Origin of the sequence: Halonatronomonas betaini (assembly GCF_015666175.1) — a bacterium.
GTDB lineage: Bacteria > Bacillota > Halanaerobiia > Halanaerobiales > Halarsenatibacteraceae > Halonatronomonas > Halonatronomonas betaini.
Window position 1 is genome coordinate 191,101 of the sequence record NZ_JADPIE010000003.1, and the last position, 18,106, is coordinate 209,206.

Annotated in this window: 18 protein-coding genes; all 18 read right to left on the reverse strand. The window is 38.4% G+C overall.

The window, feature by feature from the left end:
- Positions 1-15 precede the first annotated feature (15 nt).
- Complete coding sequence (gene pyrH / locus I0Q91_RS06365; RefSeq protein WP_270453591.1) at positions 16-735, reverse strand: UMP kinase; 720 nt, start codon at positions 733-735, stop codon at positions 16-18.
- Positions 736-806: 71 nt separating this feature from the next.
- Positions 807-1,697, reverse strand: a complete 891-nt coding sequence (gene tsf / locus I0Q91_RS06370) for a translation elongation factor Ts (protein ID WP_270453592.1) — start codon at positions 1,695-1,697, stop codon at positions 807-809.
- A gap of 136 nt (positions 1,698-1,833) precedes the next feature.
- On the reverse strand, positions 1,834-2,571 hold the full coding sequence (gene rpsB / locus I0Q91_RS06375; protein ID WP_270453593.1) for a 30S ribosomal protein S2: 738 nt from the start codon (positions 2,569-2,571) through the stop codon (positions 1,834-1,836).
- Between the two features lie 179 nt (positions 2,572-2,750).
- Positions 2,751-3,230, reverse strand: coding sequence for a chemotaxis protein CheD (locus I0Q91_RS06380; protein WP_270453594.1), 480 nt, complete (start codon positions 3,228-3,230; stop codon positions 2,751-2,753).
- On the reverse strand, positions 3,227-3,850 hold the full coding sequence (locus tag I0Q91_RS06385; RefSeq protein WP_270453595.1) for a chemotaxis protein CheC: 624 nt from the start codon (positions 3,848-3,850) through the stop codon (positions 3,227-3,229). Before I0Q91_RS06385 ends, I0Q91_RS06380 begins: the two co-directional genes overlap by 4 nt.
- 15 nt (positions 3,851-3,865) lie before the next feature.
- Positions 3,866-4,366: a chemotaxis protein CheW gene (locus I0Q91_RS06390; protein WP_270453596.1), complete on the reverse strand. Its 501-nt coding sequence runs from the start codon at positions 4,364-4,366 to the stop codon at positions 3,866-3,868.
- A 14-nt stretch (positions 4,367-4,380) separates the two neighbouring features.
- The gene (locus I0Q91_RS06395) at positions 4,381-4,908 is read right to left on the reverse strand and encodes a chemotaxis protein CheW (RefSeq protein WP_270453597.1); all 528 of its coding nucleotides are present in this window, start codon (positions 4,906-4,908) and stop codon (positions 4,381-4,383) included.
- Positions 4,909-4,923: 15 nt separating this feature from the next.
- Positions 4,924-6,933 (reverse strand): chemotaxis protein CheA, encoded by a 2,010-nt coding sequence (locus I0Q91_RS06400; protein ID WP_270453598.1) that lies wholly within the window; start codon positions 6,931-6,933, stop codon positions 4,924-4,926.
- A 26-nt stretch (positions 6,934-6,959) separates the two neighbouring features.
- Positions 6,960-7,325, reverse strand: a complete 366-nt coding sequence (locus I0Q91_RS06405) for a response regulator (protein ID WP_270453599.1) — start codon at positions 7,323-7,325, stop codon at positions 6,960-6,962.
- Positions 7,326-7,492: 167 nt separating this feature from the next.
- Positions 7,493-8,272: a GTP-sensing pleiotropic transcriptional regulator CodY gene (gene codY, locus I0Q91_RS06410; protein WP_270453600.1), complete on the reverse strand. Its 780-nt coding sequence runs from the start codon at positions 8,270-8,272 to the stop codon at positions 7,493-7,495.
- A gap of 36 nt (positions 8,273-8,308) precedes the next feature.
- Complete coding sequence (hslU, locus tag I0Q91_RS06415) at positions 8,309-9,736, reverse strand: ATP-dependent protease ATPase subunit HslU (RefSeq protein WP_270453601.1); 1,428 nt, start codon at positions 9,734-9,736, stop codon at positions 8,309-8,311.
- Entirely contained in the window at positions 9,729-10,292 is a 564-nt protein-coding gene (gene hslV, locus I0Q91_RS06420) for an ATP-dependent protease subunit HslV (RefSeq protein ID WP_270453602.1), read from the reverse strand. The genes hslU and hslV overlap by 8 nt, the downstream gene beginning before the upstream one ends.
- A gap of 203 nt (positions 10,293-10,495) precedes the next feature.
- Positions 10,496-11,806, reverse strand: a complete 1,311-nt coding sequence (trmFO, locus tag I0Q91_RS06425) for an FADH(2)-oxidizing methylenetetrahydrofolate--tRNA-(uracil(54)-C(5))-methyltransferase TrmFO (RefSeq protein ID WP_270453603.1) — start codon at positions 11,804-11,806, stop codon at positions 10,496-10,498.
- Between the two features lie 22 nt (positions 11,807-11,828).
- The gene (gene topA / locus I0Q91_RS06430) at positions 11,829-13,901 is read right to left on the reverse strand and encodes a type I DNA topoisomerase (RefSeq protein WP_270453605.1); all 2,073 of its coding nucleotides are present in this window, start codon (positions 13,899-13,901) and stop codon (positions 11,829-11,831) included.
- Between the two features lie 44 nt (positions 13,902-13,945).
- Positions 13,946-15,076 (reverse strand): DNA-processing protein DprA, encoded by a 1,131-nt coding sequence (gene dprA, locus I0Q91_RS06435; protein ID WP_270453606.1) that lies wholly within the window; start codon positions 15,074-15,076, stop codon positions 13,946-13,948.
- 162 nt (positions 15,077-15,238) lie between these two features.
- The gene (locus tag I0Q91_RS06440; RefSeq protein WP_270453607.1) at positions 15,239-16,054 is read right to left on the reverse strand and encodes an SIMPL domain-containing protein; all 816 of its coding nucleotides are present in this window, start codon (positions 16,052-16,054) and stop codon (positions 15,239-15,241) included.
- A gap of 17 nt (positions 16,055-16,071) precedes the next feature.
- Positions 16,072-17,448 carry an MATE family efflux transporter gene (locus tag I0Q91_RS06445; RefSeq protein WP_270453608.1) on the reverse strand — a complete coding sequence of 459 codons (1,377 nt, stop codon included), beginning with the start codon at positions 17,446-17,448 and terminating at the stop codon, positions 16,072-16,074.
- Between the two features lie 153 nt (positions 17,449-17,601).
- A complete protein-coding gene (locus I0Q91_RS06450) occupies positions 17,602-18,093 on the reverse strand; it encodes a ferritin family protein (protein WP_270453609.1) in 492 nt (163 codons plus the stop codon).
- Positions 18,094-18,106 lie beyond the last annotated feature (13 nt).

Consider the following 18,106-nt stretch of genomic DNA (forward strand, 5'->3'; position numbering starts at 1 on the left):
ATCCCCCTTTATATATTATCTTACATAAGTCCCAATTTCTTCGCCTCTGATAGCTCTTTTAATATTTCCATTATCTTTAACCCCAAATACTATTAAAGGTATTTCATTATCCATACACAATGAAATAGCCGTTGAATCCATTACTTCCAGTGACCTATTTAAGACATCAATATAAGCAAGTTCTTTGAATTTAATTGCCTCTGGATTAACCACAGGGTCAGAATCATATACGCCATCAACATTTTTAGCCATCAAAATAGCATCAGCCGATATCTCAGCTGCCCTTAAAGCAGCTGTTGTATCTGTTGAAAAATAAGGATTACCTGTACCAGCAGCAAATATTACAACTCTGCCTTTTTCAAGATGTCTAATAGCTCTTCTGCGGATATAAGGCTCTGCTACCTGCCGCATCTCTATAGCTGATTGGACTCTAGTTTCAAGGCCTAATTTTTCAATTGCATCCTGAAGTGCTAAAGCATTAATAACAGTTGCCAGCATCCCCATATAATCAGCTGTACCTCGATCCATACCCTTTGCACTTCCAGCTATTCCTCTAAAGATATTGCCTCCACCAACAACAATTGCAAGCTCAATATCAGTATCGTCAACAACATCATAGATCTCTTCAGCCAATTCCTGAATAACTTTCGGGTTAATGCCAAAACCATCATCAGCTGCCAGTGCTTCACCACTTATTTTCAATAAAACTCGAGAATATTTTGGAGTCGTATCCATTAAATAACCTCCATTATTATTACTGCAAAAAAGAGAACACGGAACCGTGTTCTCTAATGCGGGCAGAATAATTAATTTTTATTAAGCTCTGCTTGCACCTCTGCCGCAAAGTCTTCTTCTTCTTTTTCAATACCTTCTCCAACTTCATATCTAACAAAGTCCTCAACAGTTACACCTTTTTCATCAAGATATTCTTCAACAGAAATATCAGTATCCCTAATATATTCCTGATTATTCAGGCATACCTGATTATAAAACTTATTGATCTTACCCTCAACGATATTATCAATAATATGCTCAGGTTTACCTTCATTTAACATCTGCTCCCGATATACTTTCTTTTCACGGGCAATATCTTCTTCTGTAACTTCTTCAGGACTGATGTATTCTGGAGAAGAAGCGGCAATCTGCATAGCAATATTATTAGCAGTTTCAGTATCAGCATCACCTGATAATTCAACCATAACACCAATCTTTCCACCCATATGAATATATGAATGAAGCATGCCATCAGTCTTAAACCTTGAGAATCTACGTAACTCAATCTTCTCACCAATATTAGCTGTAGCTTCCTTAATAATAACTTCAAGAGTTTTGCTATCATCTTCAAACCATGATTCCTCTAAAGCCTCATCAACATTTTCAACATCGCTATTCAATAAATGCTGAGAAATCTTAGCAACTAATTCCTTAAAATTATCATTTCTAGCAACAAAGTCTGTTTCAGAGTTAACTTCAACAATAATACCTTCATTGCCATCTCTGCTGATAACAGTATTAACCATACCTTCAGCAGCAACCTTGCCAGCTCTTTTTGCAGCTGCAGCCATTCCCTTTTCTCTTAAATAATCAACTGCATCCTCAATATTACCATCATTCTCGGTTAGAGCATTCTTGCAATCAAGAACACCTGCACCAGTTCTTTCTCTTAATTCTTTAATTTCACTCATTCCAAATGCCATTGTCTATTTACCTCCCTGTGATAATCAGGCGTGAAAAAGGCCGGCCAAAAAATTACTTTCAGCCGGCGCCATAACTTCCTGAGAATATATTTGCTAATAGCAGCCTGCTAAAAGCCGCAAAACAGATTTAAACTAATTACTCTGAATCTTCAGTTTGAGCAGTTTCCTCAGCAACCTGCTGATCTTCACCACTACTCTGCCTTCCGGCTATAACTGCATCGGCAATAGTACTTGTAATCAATTTAACCGCTCTAATAGCATCATCATTTCCTGGGATCACATGATCGATAAGATCAGGATCACAGTTACTATCAACTATTGAAACGATTGGAATATCTAACTTAATAGCTTCTTGAACAGCAATAGATTCTTTGCGAGCATCAGTAATATAAAGAACATCAGGTAATCCATCCATATGGCGGATTCCACCTAAATTTCTCATTAGTTTTTCATGCTCTCTCTCCAGCTCAATTACCTCTTTATTTGGAAGAACCTCAAATAAACCATCTTCTTCCATCTGTTCAATCTCTTCAAGGCGATCAATCCGCTTTTTAATAGTATTGTAATTGGTTAACATACCACCTAACCAGCGCTGATTTACATAAGGCATTTCACAGCGTTCAGCTTCAGATTTAATTGTTTCCTGAGCCTGACGCTTGGTACCTACAAATAAAACATTACTTCCTTTACTGGCTTCCTCACGGACAAAATTATAAGCATCATCAATTAGCTTAACAGTTTGCTGAAGATCAATAATATAAATACCGTTTCTTTCGGTAAATATATATCTCTCCATCTTAGGATTCCATCTTCTAGTTTGATGTCCAAAATGGACACCAGACTCCAATAACTGTTTCATATTAACTACAGACATTATTAACTTGCACCTCCTTCCAGTTTTTAAACCTCTGCCTGTTTCATCTCCTTAAAACCTCTGCCGAAGAAGCAGAGCTGCAACCGGAAAACCGGCACCTGCAGTAGGATCCACAGACATGTGTATTTTTTTAACTACTTGCTAGTATATCACATAGCTATAACTATATCAAGCATAAATTAAAGCTCTTTATCATCAGTTTTATGTGAAGTTATTATAACCCTGCCATCATCAGTAAAAAACTTCATAGTCCGACCATAATTAGCACCGGTATCTTCTCCTAAAATTCTTATCCCTAAATCTTTTAAAACTTCTTTAACCTTAATCACATTTCTTTCTCCAACATTTAATGTAGAATCTTTACTTGATACTGAAAACATCTTAGCCCCACCGGCTATTTTAGCCTTAAGATAATTTGTTTTAGCTCCTAAATTTTCCATTTCCTCTATTAACAATGGAATTCCTGTATCAGCATATTTAGCCGGTTTTAAACCTTTTCTATTTTCAGGCAGCATAATATGTACCATTCCACCGACCTTATTGTACTTATCATAAAGTGTTATTCCAACACATGAACCCAGGCCAATTGTAATTAATTGATCAGGAGATTCTACTACTCCATACTCGGCCATTTTCACCTTTACTGATCTTTCTGTCATCCAAGATCAAATCCAATCGCCTCTAAGATTTTTTTCAAAGATCCTGTTTCTGGGATCAAAAAGAAATAACCTTCAATTTTCTCTTCACCATCAATAAACTGGGTTTTGATAAGTAAGGCATGATCACTGGATTTACTTAAAGGTATCATAGAGGAACTCAAAATAGCACCGGCCATATCAATGGCACATTCAGGAACAGATTGAATCATATTATAATTTGTCATCTTATTTAAGGCATTTAAATATGAACCACTAATAATATTTCCTATTTCTTTTACAGCTGAAATTTCAATATCATCTAATTCATCAAAATTTACTTCCTGGTCAGTAACCAGACCAACCAGTTTTTCAACACTATCTTTATCAATCATAAATAATATTGAAGCCGGGGCTTCTCCCATAACCTCAAGCAAAATACCGGCTACAATTTCTTCAATATTTCCGGTAATCTCAGGAACATCGGAGATAGGCATAATTTCAACAGACGGCACTGTCATATCTATTTTTCTATTAAGAAACTGAGAAAAAGCAGTTGCAGCATTACCAGCACCAATATTTCCAATCTCTCTTAATGCATCTTTTTGCATTTCATCCAAATCTCTAAATATATCTTCAGTCATTAAAATTCCTCCAGACTAAACCTCTAATTCCGAAATTTCTTCAACTTCTTCCTGGGTCAATACTTTATTCAACTTAAGTAAAATTATAAGTCTATCATCTAACTTCCCTACACCTTCAATAAAGTCACGCTTATACTGTTTGGTAAGACCAGGGGCAGAACCAATATTATCTTCACTCAACCTGATAATACCTTTAACCTCAGATACCTGCATCCCTATTAAATTACCTGCTATCTCAACAACAATTATCTTGTCATCACTTTCTCTTTCCTTTTTATCAATCTCTAATCTTTTGTAAAGATCAACAATCGGAACAATCTCACCTCTTAAATTTATAACACCTTTAACAAAATCAGGGGTTGATGGCATCTCAGTTAGCTCAGTAAAATTAATTATCTCTCTAGTCTGTTTTATCTCAACACCAAATTCCTGATCATTTATCAAAAAGACTATATATTGATTCTTTACTTCAATCTTTTTTTCAGATCTGCTCTCATCCTTAAATTTAGATAACATAGATACTCCCCCACTTAATTTTTAATTTCATCGGTATCTTCAAATAATATCTTATTTAAATCGACTAAGACCAATAGCCGGTCCTCAATCTTGCCAATACCTATTAAATATTCCTGTCTTACGCCACCGGCAACCTCAGGGGCAGGCTCTAATTTATCCTGATCAAGCCAGACAACCTCATTAACTCCATCAACCTTTATCCCGATTAAAGCATCATTAACTTCAACAGTAATAATCCTGCTGGAATCAGTCTCTGTATCGGCATCAAGCTCAATAGAAAATCTCTTTTTCATATCAACTACCGGTACTATCTGGCCTCTTAAATTTATTACACCTAATACATGCTCAGGAGTATTGGGGACATTAGTAATATTTTTCGGCTTAATTATCTCCTTAGCCTGGGAGATATTAACCCCATATTCTTCAGACCCGAGCTGAAATACAACAAACTGATCCTTATTCCCTGTATTATCATGCATCCCGTCATTTAAATAATCATCTCTTACAGCATTTTCTTTTTCATCAACTGTTACAGCTTCCATCTTTTCCCCTCCCCCTTAAGCAATATTCCTGACATCTAAGATCAGGGCAACATCGCCATCTCCAACGATAGTCGCACCACTAATATGCTCAACATTCAATAAATACTTGCCAAGAGATTTAATAACTATCTCCTGCTGATTTAAAAGCTCATCAATTACCAGACCTACTAATCTCTCGCCAGTCTTAACAATGACAACAGGTATCTCATCAAGCTCTTTATACTTACCATATTCAACATCTAAATTAAGCTGCCTGGCAGCTTCCTTTATCGGAATCGTCTTATCTCTTAAAACAATAACATCCTGACCTCTAACCTGCTTTAACCTATCAGGGGTAATAGTTAATGTTTCGCTGATAGCATTCAATGGAATTGCAAAAATCTCATCATCTATCTTAACCATTAAAGCCTGAGTTATTGCCAGAGTTAACGGCAGAGAAATAGTAAACCTTGTGCCGATATCCTTTTCAGATTCAATCATTATCTGGCCATCAAGGGATTCAACAACACTCTTAACAACATCCATGCCGACACCCCGGCCAGAGACATCGCTTACCTCTTCAGTTGTTGAAAAGCCTGGAGCAAAAATAAAGTGAAGCTTTTCTCTTTCATCCATATTTTCAACATCTTCTCTGGTTGTAATTCCTTTTTCTATAGCCTTTTCAGCTAACTTATCGCCATCAAGGCCTTTACCGTCATCTTCAACCTCTATTAAGATCTCGCTGCCTTTCTGATAGGCTTTAAGTAAAATCTTACCCTCAACAGGTTTATCCTTTTCTTTTCTGACATCCTTTTGCTCAATACCATGATCAACAGCATTCCTTAAAAGATGTACTAAAGGATCAGCAAGCTCATCAATAATTGAACGGTCCAGTTCAGTCTCAGCACCTTCAATAATTAAATCAACCTCTTTATCCAATTCTTTCGATAAATCCCTGATCATCCTCGGAAATCTATTAAAGATACCGCCAATTGGAACCATCCTGATCTGCATAACAACATGGTGAAGCTCCATTGTAACCCTATCTAACTGGCCAATAATATCATTATAGGTGTCATGTTCAAGCTTTAAACCTTCCAGCCTGGTCTTATTGATCAATAACTCACCAACCATATTCATCAGGGTATCCAGCTTTGAGATATCTACCCTGACAGTTGGCGAAACCTCAACATTAGTCTTATTACTACTGCTCTTGGATTTCTTAGAAGAACTACTTTTTTCAGCTTTATTTTTCTTAACTTCAGAAAAGTCAAGTTCAACATTATCTATCTTAACATCTTGAACATCAATAATATCAAATAACTCATTCTCTAATTCCTCAGCCGCCAGGTGGGAAATCAAAACAAATTTAATCTCTCTGCCAATATTATCATCGTCTTCATTCTCAATTTCATCTCTAGTTGGAGATGACTTAACAATATAACCAACCTCTGCGGCAGTTTTTAAAACCATGTATGCCCTTACACTCTTTAACATACTATCTTCTTCTAGCTCAACCAATACACCATATATGTAATCAGTCTCACCTTTATTATCTAAAATTTCCTCTTTTTCATCATTACTCAAGTCCAAAACAACATCATTGGCCACACTAACATCAGCATTATCAGTATTGCTAATAACCGAATCAACAGCAACCTCACCAGAATGAGAGGCTATCATTTCATTTAACTCATCAACATAATCCTGAACCTCAGTTAATTCTTCTCCACTATCTTTGATATCATTAACAATAGAAGTAATTAAATCAAGACCAGCAAATAAAGAATCAATCATTTCAGTATCAAGCTTTAGCTCATCATTTCGAATCTTATCAAGAGCATTTTCCAGCTTATGGGTCAAACTGGTCAACCGATCAAACCCCATAGTTGCAGCCATGCCTTTTAAAGAATGAGCAGCTCTAAAAATAGAATTAATAACATCCTTATCATCTGGATCCTGCTCAAGTGCCAGGATATTCTCATTTAATACCTGAATATACTCATCAGATTCATCAAAAAACATCTGTAAATATTGTTCATCCATAAAGACTTCCTCCTGTCTACTAAATTTTATTCATTAAATACTTTTTTAATAGCACCAATAACCCTATCTTCTTTAAAGGGTTTAACAATAAAATCTTTAGCTCCAGCTTCAACTGCATCAATAACCATTGCCTGCTGTCCCATTGCACTGCACATAATAACATTTGCACCAGGGTCAATCTCTAAAATTTTCTTAACAGCCTGAATTCCATCCATATCTGGCATTGTTATATCCATCGTCACCAGGTCAGGATTATGTTCTGAATACATATCTACAGCTTCCCTGCCATTGCCTGCTTCAGCAACAACCTGATAATCAGTCCCTTGCAAAATATTTTTTATCATCATTCTCATAAATGAAGCGTCATCAACTACTAAAACTTTTTTCGCCATTTTTATACATGCCTCCTGAAATAATTATCTATAGTCTATTATACCCCTTTTGTCTTGTTAATTTCAACTATAAAACTTATATTTATTAAAAAAAATTCCTAAAAACAAAAAATAATAGCCCTGCCTTTATAATAGCAGGGCATTTTTAATCCATTAAGATTCTTTAATTATTTTAATTTTTCAAGCTCTCCAAGTAAATATTCATTCAATACTTTGATATAAGTTCCTTTCATACCAAGTGATCTCGATTCAATAACACCAGCACTCTCAAACTTTCTCAAAGCATTAACTATAACCGATCTAGTAATACCAACTCTATCAGCTACTTTACTGGCAACAAGTAAACCTTCCTCACCATCAAGCTCTTCAAAAATATGTTCAATAGCCTCTAATTCTGAATACGATAAAGTCTCGATAGCGATTGTAACAGCAGCCTTCTTTCTGGCTTCTTCTTCGCCCTTTTCACTCCTTGAGCGGAGAATCTCCATTCCAACAACTGCAGCACCATATTCTCCTAGCACAAGATCTTCATCAATAAACTCACTGCCATATCTGGCCAGAACCAGAGTTCCTAAACGATCTCCACCACCAACAACAGGAACAACAGTTGTCAATTTATCCTGGAATAAACATTCATCACCTTCAGAGAATACACATTCATTGCCTTTCTGTTCTATATTCTCCCTGGTATTGTTTGAACGCAATAAGAAATCATTGTATTCATCAGGAAAACGTCCATTTTCAATAACCTTTTCTTCCATAATATCACATTCAAACTCATCAAGAACACTATGGCCTAAAATCTTTCCTTTCTTACTTAAAATATAAACATTACAATTAATTGCTTTAGTTAATACATTTGCCATCTCTTCAAAATCAACTGGTTTTCCACCACTCTGCTGTAATAAACGATTAATCTTTCTACTTTTGTCTAATAAATTCGCCATTGTTATTACCTCCATTCATTTAATAAAAACTAATAATTATAAAATATACCTGCTTAAATCTCTATCCTGAACAACTGATGCCAGAGCATCATCAACATAATCAGCATCAATTTCAAGCTCTCCCTTATCCATCTCTGGGGCTTCAAAGGAGATCTCTTCTAAAACCTTCTCCATAATAGTATGGAGCCTTCTTGCACCAATATTTTCAGTCTGCTCATTTATTTGAGCAGCATAACCTGCAATAGCATCAATTGCTGAATCAGTAAATACAATATCCAATCCTTCTGTTTCCAGTAATGCTCTATATTGCTTGGTTAAAGCATTCTCAGGCTGTCTCAAAATAGTAGCAAAATTTTCTTTTGAAAGACTATTTAATTCAACTCTGATCGGAAATCTACCCTGAAGTTCAGGAATCAGATCTGCCGGACTACTAACATGAAAGGCACCAGCAGCAATAAATAAAATATGCTCAGTATCAACAGGGCCATATTTAGTGAAAACTGTTGAACCTTCAACAATAGGCAGAATATCTCGCTGGACTCCCTCCCGGGAAACTTCAGGTCCAGAATCACTCTCCCTGCCAGCAATCTTATCAATTTCATCAAGGAAAATAATTCCTTCCTCTTGAACCCTTTCTCTGGCAATATCAATTATATCGTCCATGTCAATAAGCTTATCAGCTTCCTGTTCTTCAAAGATCTCTCTGGCTTCAGCAACAGTAACTTTCTTATTTTTAGTTTTAGATGGCATTAGAGAGCCTAATAAATCCTCCATATTAATACCCATCTCTTCAACTCCAGCATTTGAGAAAATATCAATCGTCTTTGGAGTCTTACTTTCAACCTGAATTTCAATCTCTTTATCATCAAAATAGCCATCTTCAAGGCGTTCCAGAAACCTTTCCCGCCTTCTTTGCTGTCTCTCAACCAATTTATTTTTCTCGCTATCGTCCTCTTTATCTTTTTCATCATCTTCAGTATCAGTATTAAAACCTGGAGCTAACTGAAACTGTTTACTGGAAGTTGAAGTTTCATCTTTTTTAGATGTACCAGGCAATAAAATCTCCAGAATTCTCTCTTTAGCCCTCCTGGCAGCCTCTTTTTCAACCTCTTTAGACTTTTCATCTTTAACCATTCTAATAGCAGTCTCTAAAAGATCCCTAACCATCGATTCAACATCACGACCAACATAACCAACTTCAGTAAATTTACTAACCTCTATTTTAATAAATGGAGAACCAGCCAGTTTAGCAAGTCTCCTGGCAATCTCAGTTTTACCAACACCGGTCGGTCCAATCATCAAAATATTTTTAGGAATTATTTCATCCTTTATGTTCTCATCAGAAATGTTTTTCCGTCTATATCTATTCCTTAAAGCAATTGCAACAGATTTCTTGGCTTCATCCTGACTAATTATATATTTATCAAGTTCCGCAACAACCTCTTTAGGAGTTAAATCACTCATTATTATCATCATCTCCTATAGTATCAACAGAAATATTTTTATTAGTATAAATACAGATATCAGCTGCAATTTCCAGAGATTCTCTGGCAATCTCGGCAGCTGAAAGATTAGAGTTATGAGCCATAAGGGCTTGAGCTGCAGCCCTGGCATAGGAACCTCCTGAACCGATAGCAATAAAGTCATGATCAGGTTCAATAACATCACCAGTACCTGATATCAATAATAACTTTTCCTGGTTGGCAACAATCAGCAGTGCCTCTAATTTCCTCAACATCTTATCAGTACGCCATTCTTTAGCCATTTCAACAGCAGATCTCTCTAGTTGTCCATGATACTGCTGTAATTTGCCTTCAAACTTTTCAAACAGAGTAAATGCATCTGCAGAGGTACCGGCAAAACCGGCAAGAATACTATCATTATACAGTCTTCTAATCTTTCTAGCGCCGGCTTTCATAACAGTATCTCCAAGAGTTACCTGGCCATCACCGGCAATAGCAATCTCTGATTTATATCTAACCGCAATTATAGTCGTAGCTGAAAAATCGTGCTTACTCAAAATACCACCTCACAAAATTGTCATATGATTCAAAATTGTTTTTCATCTCTTTAATATTAACATATTATTTTTTCAAATGTCAAGACAACTCTTAACAAAATAAATTTAATTATCATTATTAAATTATATTATAACACATTAGATAAACTTTTCCCAATTTAAAAACTTAAAAAACTGACCGGAAAAACCGGCCAGCATAATAATTAAATATTATAGCTGTCTTTAATCCTCTCCAGGCTCTCAAGGGCAAACTCAGAACGCCTTCGGTTCCGCTCCCTTTTATCCTTTATCTCTTCATCAAGTTCAGGTAAAAGTCCAAAATTTATCTTCATCGGCTTAAAATCAACCTTATACTCATCAGTTATATAATTGGGCAAAGCTCCAATTGCAGTCTCTTCAGGAAAAATAATTCCATCTTCCCCATTAACCATCCTGGCAGCATTAATACCAGCAACCAGTCCTGATGAGGTCGATTCAATATAGCCCTCAACACCGGTTATCTGCCCGGCAAAGAAAATATTAGGATTATCCTTAAACTGATAGGTCGGCTTTAAGAATAAAGGTGAATTCAAATAGGTATTTCGATGCATTACGCCATGTCTAACAATCTCAGCACCCTCTAAACCTGGTATAAATTCTAACATCTTATCCTGTTCGCCCCATTTTAGCCGGGTCTGAAAACCAACCAGATTATATAAAGTCCCCTCTTTATTATCCTGGCGAAGCTGCACAACAGCATGGGGCTTCTTCCCGGTCCTGGGATCCTTTAAACCAACAGGTTTTAAAGGCCCATATAATAAAGTCTTCCGACCTCTTTTAGCCATAACCTCAATCGGTAGACAGGCCTCAAAGTAGGCATCATCTTCAAATTCTCTCGGCAGGCTTATCTCTGCCCGCAAAAGAAAATCCCAGAATTCAAAAAACTCTTCCTCATTCATCGGAGCATTCAGATAATCACCGGCCCCATCATCATATCTGGAGGCCTTAAAAACAATATCATAATTCAAACTATCTGCAGCAACAATTGGAGCTGCAGCATCATAAAAGTAGAGATAATCCTCACCAGTTAATGCCTTAATAGCCTCGGCCATTTTATCAGAAGTTAAAGGCCCGGTGGCTATCACAACCGGCCTATCCACTGGAATTTCAGTCACTTCTTCTCTAATTATCTCTATATTATCATTGGACTCAAGCCTGGCCTTTATATCCCTGGAAAAAGCCTCCCGATCGACAGCCAGAGCCCTGCCAGCAGGTAATGCATTGGCATCAGCAGCTGTCATAATCAAAGAATCAAGCTGCCGCATCTCCTCTTTTAATAACCCGGCAGCATTGGCCAGGCCATCGGCTCTAAAGGAATTACTGCAGACAAGCTCAGCCGGCAGGTCAGTATGATGGGCCGGACTCTTAACTCCAGGCCGCATCTCATATAATTTAACCTTAATCCCCCGACTGGCCAGCTGCCAGGCAGCTTCACTGCCGGCCAGACCTGCACCAATCACCATAACCTCTTTCATATCAACCACCTACCTGCTAGATTTATCTACTTTCTTTATATCCACAGCTCTTATTTACACATTTCAAATGATCGCCATCTTTTTTAGTTCGTTTCTCGACCATAATTCCGCCACATTCAGGACATTTCTTCTCGCTCGGCTTATTCCAGAGCACATACTCACAGTCTGGATAATTGCTACAGCCATAAAAAGTCCTGCCTTTCCGGCTTTTCCGCTTAATTATCTCGCCCCCATCACAGGAAGGACAAGCAACACCGGTCTTTTCAACATAAGCTTTAGTATTCTTACAATCAGGATAAGCTGAACAGGCCAGAAACTTCCCATAACGGCCATATTTAACAACCATCGGACTGCCACATTTCTCGCAGACCTCATCAGTCTCCTCAACAATATCAACAGATTCCATCTCTTCCCTGGCAGTCTCAAGCCTATCAGAGAAAGGATTATAGAATTCAGCCAGAAGCTTATTCCACTCAAATTCCCCTTCTTCTATCTGATCAAGCTTATTTTCAATCTTGGCAGTAAACTCTACATCAGTCACATCAGGGAAATATTCAACTAAAAGATCAGTCACAATAAAGCCAAGCTTTGTCGGCTTTAAGCTCCTTCCATCCTTTTCAACATATTCCCTGGATATAATAGTCGAGATAGTTGGCGCATAAGTTGACGGACGGCCGATTCCCTCTTCCTCTAATGTCTTAACCAGGCTGGCCTCAGTATATCTTGGAGGTGGCTGAGTGAAATGCTGTTCAGGAATAATATCCTCAACAGGCAACTTCTCGCCTTCCTCTAATACAGGCAACTCCTCCCGGTCATTACCATTATAAGAAAGAACTCTCATAAAACCTGGAAACTTAACCTTAGAACCACTGGCTCTAAAGAGATACTTTTCCCCAGCCTTAAGATTTACAGTATAAATCTCATAAACAGCAGGAGCCATCTGACTGGCAACAAACCGTTCCCAGATCAACCTGTATAACTTCTCCTGGTCCTTACTCAAATATTTCTTTATCTTATCAGGAGTCCGCTGAACACCAGTAGGCCTGATAGCCTCATGGGCATCCTGGGCACTATCAGAATTCTTAGTCTTCCGTTTCTTATTTTTATAATATTTATCGCCAAATTCATCCATTATATAGCTTTTAGCATCGTTAGCAGCTTCCTGAGAAATCCTGGTACTGTCACTTCTAATATAACTGATCAAACCCACAGTACCCTCGCCGCCAACTTCAATACCTTCATATAATTGCTGGGCAATAAACATCGTCTTTTTAGCAGAAAAATTCAATAAAGTCGATGCTCTCTGCTGCAGCGTACTGGTAGTAAACGGCGGATAAGGATTCCTTTTCCGATTCCGTTTTTTCACCTTGCTGACAACAAAATCTTCCTTTTCAATCTCAGCAACAGCATTCTTAGCATCATCTTCATTATCAATATTAAACTTCTTATTATCAATTCTATAAAGATCAGCAGAAAACTTCTCTTTATCCTTCTTTAAATTTGCAGTGATTGACCAGTACTCATCAGGTTCAAAAGCCTCAATCTCCCGTTCCCGCTCACAGATTATCCGCACAGCAACAGTCTGAACCCTACCGGCAGAAAGACCTTTCCGGACTTTCTTCCAGAGTAAAGGACTCAACTTATAACCAACAAGCCTATCAAGTACCCGGCGTGCCTGCTGGGCATCGACTAAATCATCATTAATCTCCCGTGGAGCCTTCAACGCATTGGTAATAGCATTTTTAGTTATCTCATTAAAGACAACCCTATTTTCACCATCATCAAGCTTTAAAGCTCTGGCTAAATGCCAGGAGATAGCCTCACCTTCCCTATCAGGGTCAGTAGCCAGCAGAACATCCTTACTTTTCTTAGCCTCTTTTCTCAACTTTTTCAAGACTTTGCCTTTGCCCCTGATTGTAATATAATGAGGAGCAAAATCATTATCTATATCTACACCTAATTTACTTTTCGGTAAATCAATTACATGGCCCATAGACGCTTCTACCCTGTATTTTGAACCCAGAAACTTGCCAATAGTCTTGGCCTTTGCTGGAGACTCAACAATTACAAGGGTTTTTTTCTTCTTGGTTGCCACGGTCACACCTCCAAAAATTTTGTTTATATTTACACAGTATAATATTATATTGGTTTTAGGAGGTTTTGTAAACCCTTAAAATAATAATTGTGTCCATTATCCCTGGCAATTACCCCTTTAATTTCCAACTTAACCAAAGCAGCATTAAGCTCTGCTATATCAATATTTATAAGCTTTGAAATCTCCTCATAATTTAGTTCAATATTATCAGTAAAAATTTTTATTAATTTATTTTCAGAATCAGTCAAATCAGGCAAATCTTCAGATTTTAATTCTTCAGTCACCCTATATTCCTGTCCGACACCAGAAATCACAGTTAAAATATCATCAACAGACGTCACTAGCTGAGCACCTTTTTTAATCAAATCATTGGTACCCCGGCTACTTCTGGCATAGATATCCCCTGGCACAGCCATCACATCACGATTCTGGTCTAAAGCCAGATTAGCAGTAATCAAAGAGCCACTCTTTTTAGCAGCCTCAACAACCAGTACTGCCTGGCTCAATCCACTAATAATCCGATTCCGTCTCGGAAAATTTTCAGCCTTGGGCGGTTCATCTGGTGGAAATTCAGATAAAATAACCCCATTCTCAGGAATCTGCCTGTAGAGATCCCGATTAGTCGCAGGATACTCATAATCATGGCCAGAGCCCAGGACAGCCACAGTCTTTCCACCGGCATCCAGAGCAGCCCTATGGGCCATCCTGTCAATACCCTTAGCCAGTCCGCTAACAATCACCACACCTCTGGCAGCCAGCTGCGAGCTCAACTCCTCAGTAGCCCGCTTGCCATACTGCCTGAACTTCCTGGAACCAACAATTGCCACCGAAAACTTAAAATCAGGTATCTCACCTCTGTAAAATAAGACCGGCGGCGGATCATAAATATCAGTCAATATATCTGGATACAGCTCATCATCAAAGGTAATAAATTTAATTTCCCGCCTCTTTAAATCATCAGCATATTCCAGCAGATCAACTTCATTTCGAATCCGCTTATACTCCTTGCCTGCATAATCACTAAATCTCGTCCTGACCCAGCTCTCACCTAAATTCCAGATCTTTACCGGATCATAATTATAATTCTCCAGCTCCCGCTTTAACCTTAAAGGCCCAATCCCCTTAACTAACGCCAGCCCCAGCCAGCTCATCCTCCGTTCCAGCCCGTAACTCATCGCCTCAACCCCTAACAGATATTTTAGATAAAGCCCATTACCAGCACCTTCCATTATATAATACTATATTTTTACAATACAAGCAATATATAATCACGAAAACCTCCAGAAAAAATTTCTCTGGAGGTTCACCTATCTATTAAAGGTATTCAGTATTCAGCATTAATAAAACTCAATCTCTGCCTGAATTCTAGTCGAAATCGAAATCATCCCAGGCTCTATCGCCGGCATACTGGCAGCAGCATCCATCATCATAACCTCAGACCTGAAAGGCCTGTAATAGCCATCAGAATCCTCATTAACCTGAAGGTTAACAAAATCATAGTCCTCGCCATCAAACTCGCCTATAATCCGCTCAGCCTTGTTTTTAAGCGACTCTACAGCTCTGGCAGTAACCTCTGCCTGCACCTCACTGGTATCAGCCAGTGAATAATTAATATTATTAATCCTATTAACACCAGAACCAATAGCAACATCAATAACTTCTGCAACTCTATCAATATCATCAAGTTTAACCCTTATCCGATTGGTAACCCTGTACTCATCATCATAATAAGAAACTCTATACTCTAAAGTCTCAAGCTCCATCAAATCAAGCTCTTCCAGCGCAGTCATAACCTCTCCAGTTACCTGATTCGATTCATTATAGGCATCATCAAGTATCTCATCATGAATCTCCACAGCCAGAATAATCTCAGCCTGATCAGGCATAACCTCCATCTCATAACTTTCACTTAAGTTAAGTCTGGTTGTTGCCCTGGCCTCTTCCTCAGCCGGGACCATCTCTGTATTCTCAACAACTACAGTCTTATCAACAACATCCTCAACTTCTTCCTCTTCTTCTACAACATCGCCAGTCATAGCCGGTTCTGGAGCCTCCGGGCTGGTACCAAACCAGTCAGCATCATAATTTACAATTACCAGCAGAGCAAAAACTAAGACCAGACCAATAATAATATAATATAACTTTTTCTGCATAAAATCCCCTCCATTCATTAAACTTCAAGGTCTTTCCAGTCACCTAATCTAAATCTATAAAAAACATAACTGCTCCGCATTACCCAGTCAACAACCATGGCAATCCAGGCACCGGCAACCCCAAATCCAAAAACATTAATTAAGATATAAGCAACACCTAAACGGCCAATCCAGCTGGAAATCGCTGTACTGTAAAAGACAGATTTAGTTTCGCCAGCACCTCTTAAACCACCGGCAAAGATAAACTGTGAACCCATTGGTATCTGAGCAATCGCAGCAATCCTTAAACATAAAGCCCCAATTCTAATAATCTCTGGATCATTACTGTATAACCTGACAAGCTGCTCAGGGAAGATCAAAAAGACAACTGCCATTAAGCCCATAAACATCGCCCCGAGCTTCCAGGCCTCATAGCCACTCTGCTCAGCCTGGTCCTTTTTTTCTGCTCCTAAATTCTGGCCAACCAGAGTAGTTGCCGCCACAGCAATGCCAAATCCAGGCATATAAGAGATAGACTCCACATTAATCGCAATCTGATGAGCAGCAAAGGCCACAGTACCTAAACCAGAAACAACCCGGACAAAGAAGATCTGAGCCGTTCTCATAACCATCTGCTCCATGGCAGCCGGCATCCCAATCTTCATAATCCGCCTGATCCTATCAATATCAAATTTAAAGAAACCTTCTTTTAATACAGTAACTGTCGCATCATCTCTAAAAACATAAATCAAAAGCACAATTCCCCCGAATCCCCGGGATAAACTGGTGGCAATAGCAGCCCCATTTAAGCCTAGCTCTGGAGCCCCAAAATGACCAAATATCAAAGTATAATTCAAGAATATATTAAATAGATTAAGCACAAAATTAACCTTCATCGGAGTTTTAGTATTGCCGGCACCCCTTAAAGCCGCCGTCAACACAAACCCTAAAAACATAAAGATCAATCCAGGTACCAGCCAGCGGATATAGGAAGTCCCTAAGGGCACAACTTCAGCTTCAGCCCCCATAAACCGGATAACCGTCTCAGCACCTGCAAAAAACAGAATCGAAACAAATACCATAATAACACTGACTGCCAGCAGCGACTGCTGCAGGGTCTTGCCAGCCTCCCACTCATCGCCAGCCCCAATATGCCTGGCAACTAAAGCAGTCGTACCAACACTAATAGCCATCCCAAAGGCCATCGAGAAAAATAACGGCTGCATAGAAAGCCCAATTGCAGTAATAGCAGCAGCTCCAAGCCGGCCAACCATCATCATATCAACAACCTGGGTTACTGTACCTAAAGCCTGCTCCACAATCACCGGCCAGGCCAGTTTCAATATTACCTTTTTCGATGATGAATCCTCCCCGGTAACTAAATCCGAGACCTCACCCTTCTTATACCTCCGCATAAACAAATCGACTCCAGTCATATAATACCATGTTTTAATCCTACCATAACATAGTATATTTGCAAAAGCTTAAACTGTCAAGCATTATTACCAATGCAAAAAGACCGACCCGGTAAGTCGGGTCAGCCTCACTGCAATATATTCTATTCTGCTTTAATATTCTTCAAGATGATACCATTCTGCATCATCAAGCCAGGTATTTGGCCGATTAACCATAGTTATTATATTATCAAGAATCGCCTCATGCTTCTTCTCCTCAGCAGAAAGTTCATTAAATACCCGCTCAACAGTCTTATTATCAGACTTTTCTGCATGTTCCTTATAAAAATTCTTACTCTTTGTCTCTAAATCCTTGGCCTTCTTATAGATATCCACCTGATCCTCAGGCATTAAAGAACTCTCATCAAAATTCTCAGCAATCTTATCAAAAGCCTCCTTAGCCCGCATATTAATATCAGATTTCACACTATCAACATTCCGGTCATCAGCTAAAGCCTGAACGATCTTTTCATGCTTGGCCTCTTCAGCAGCCAGCTCCTTAAAGACACTCTCTAAAGTCTTATCATCAGTACCACTTGCACATTCCTCATAAAACTCCCGGTTCTCTTTCTCAAATTCAAGCGCAAATTTATAAATATCCTGCATACTAATTCCCTCC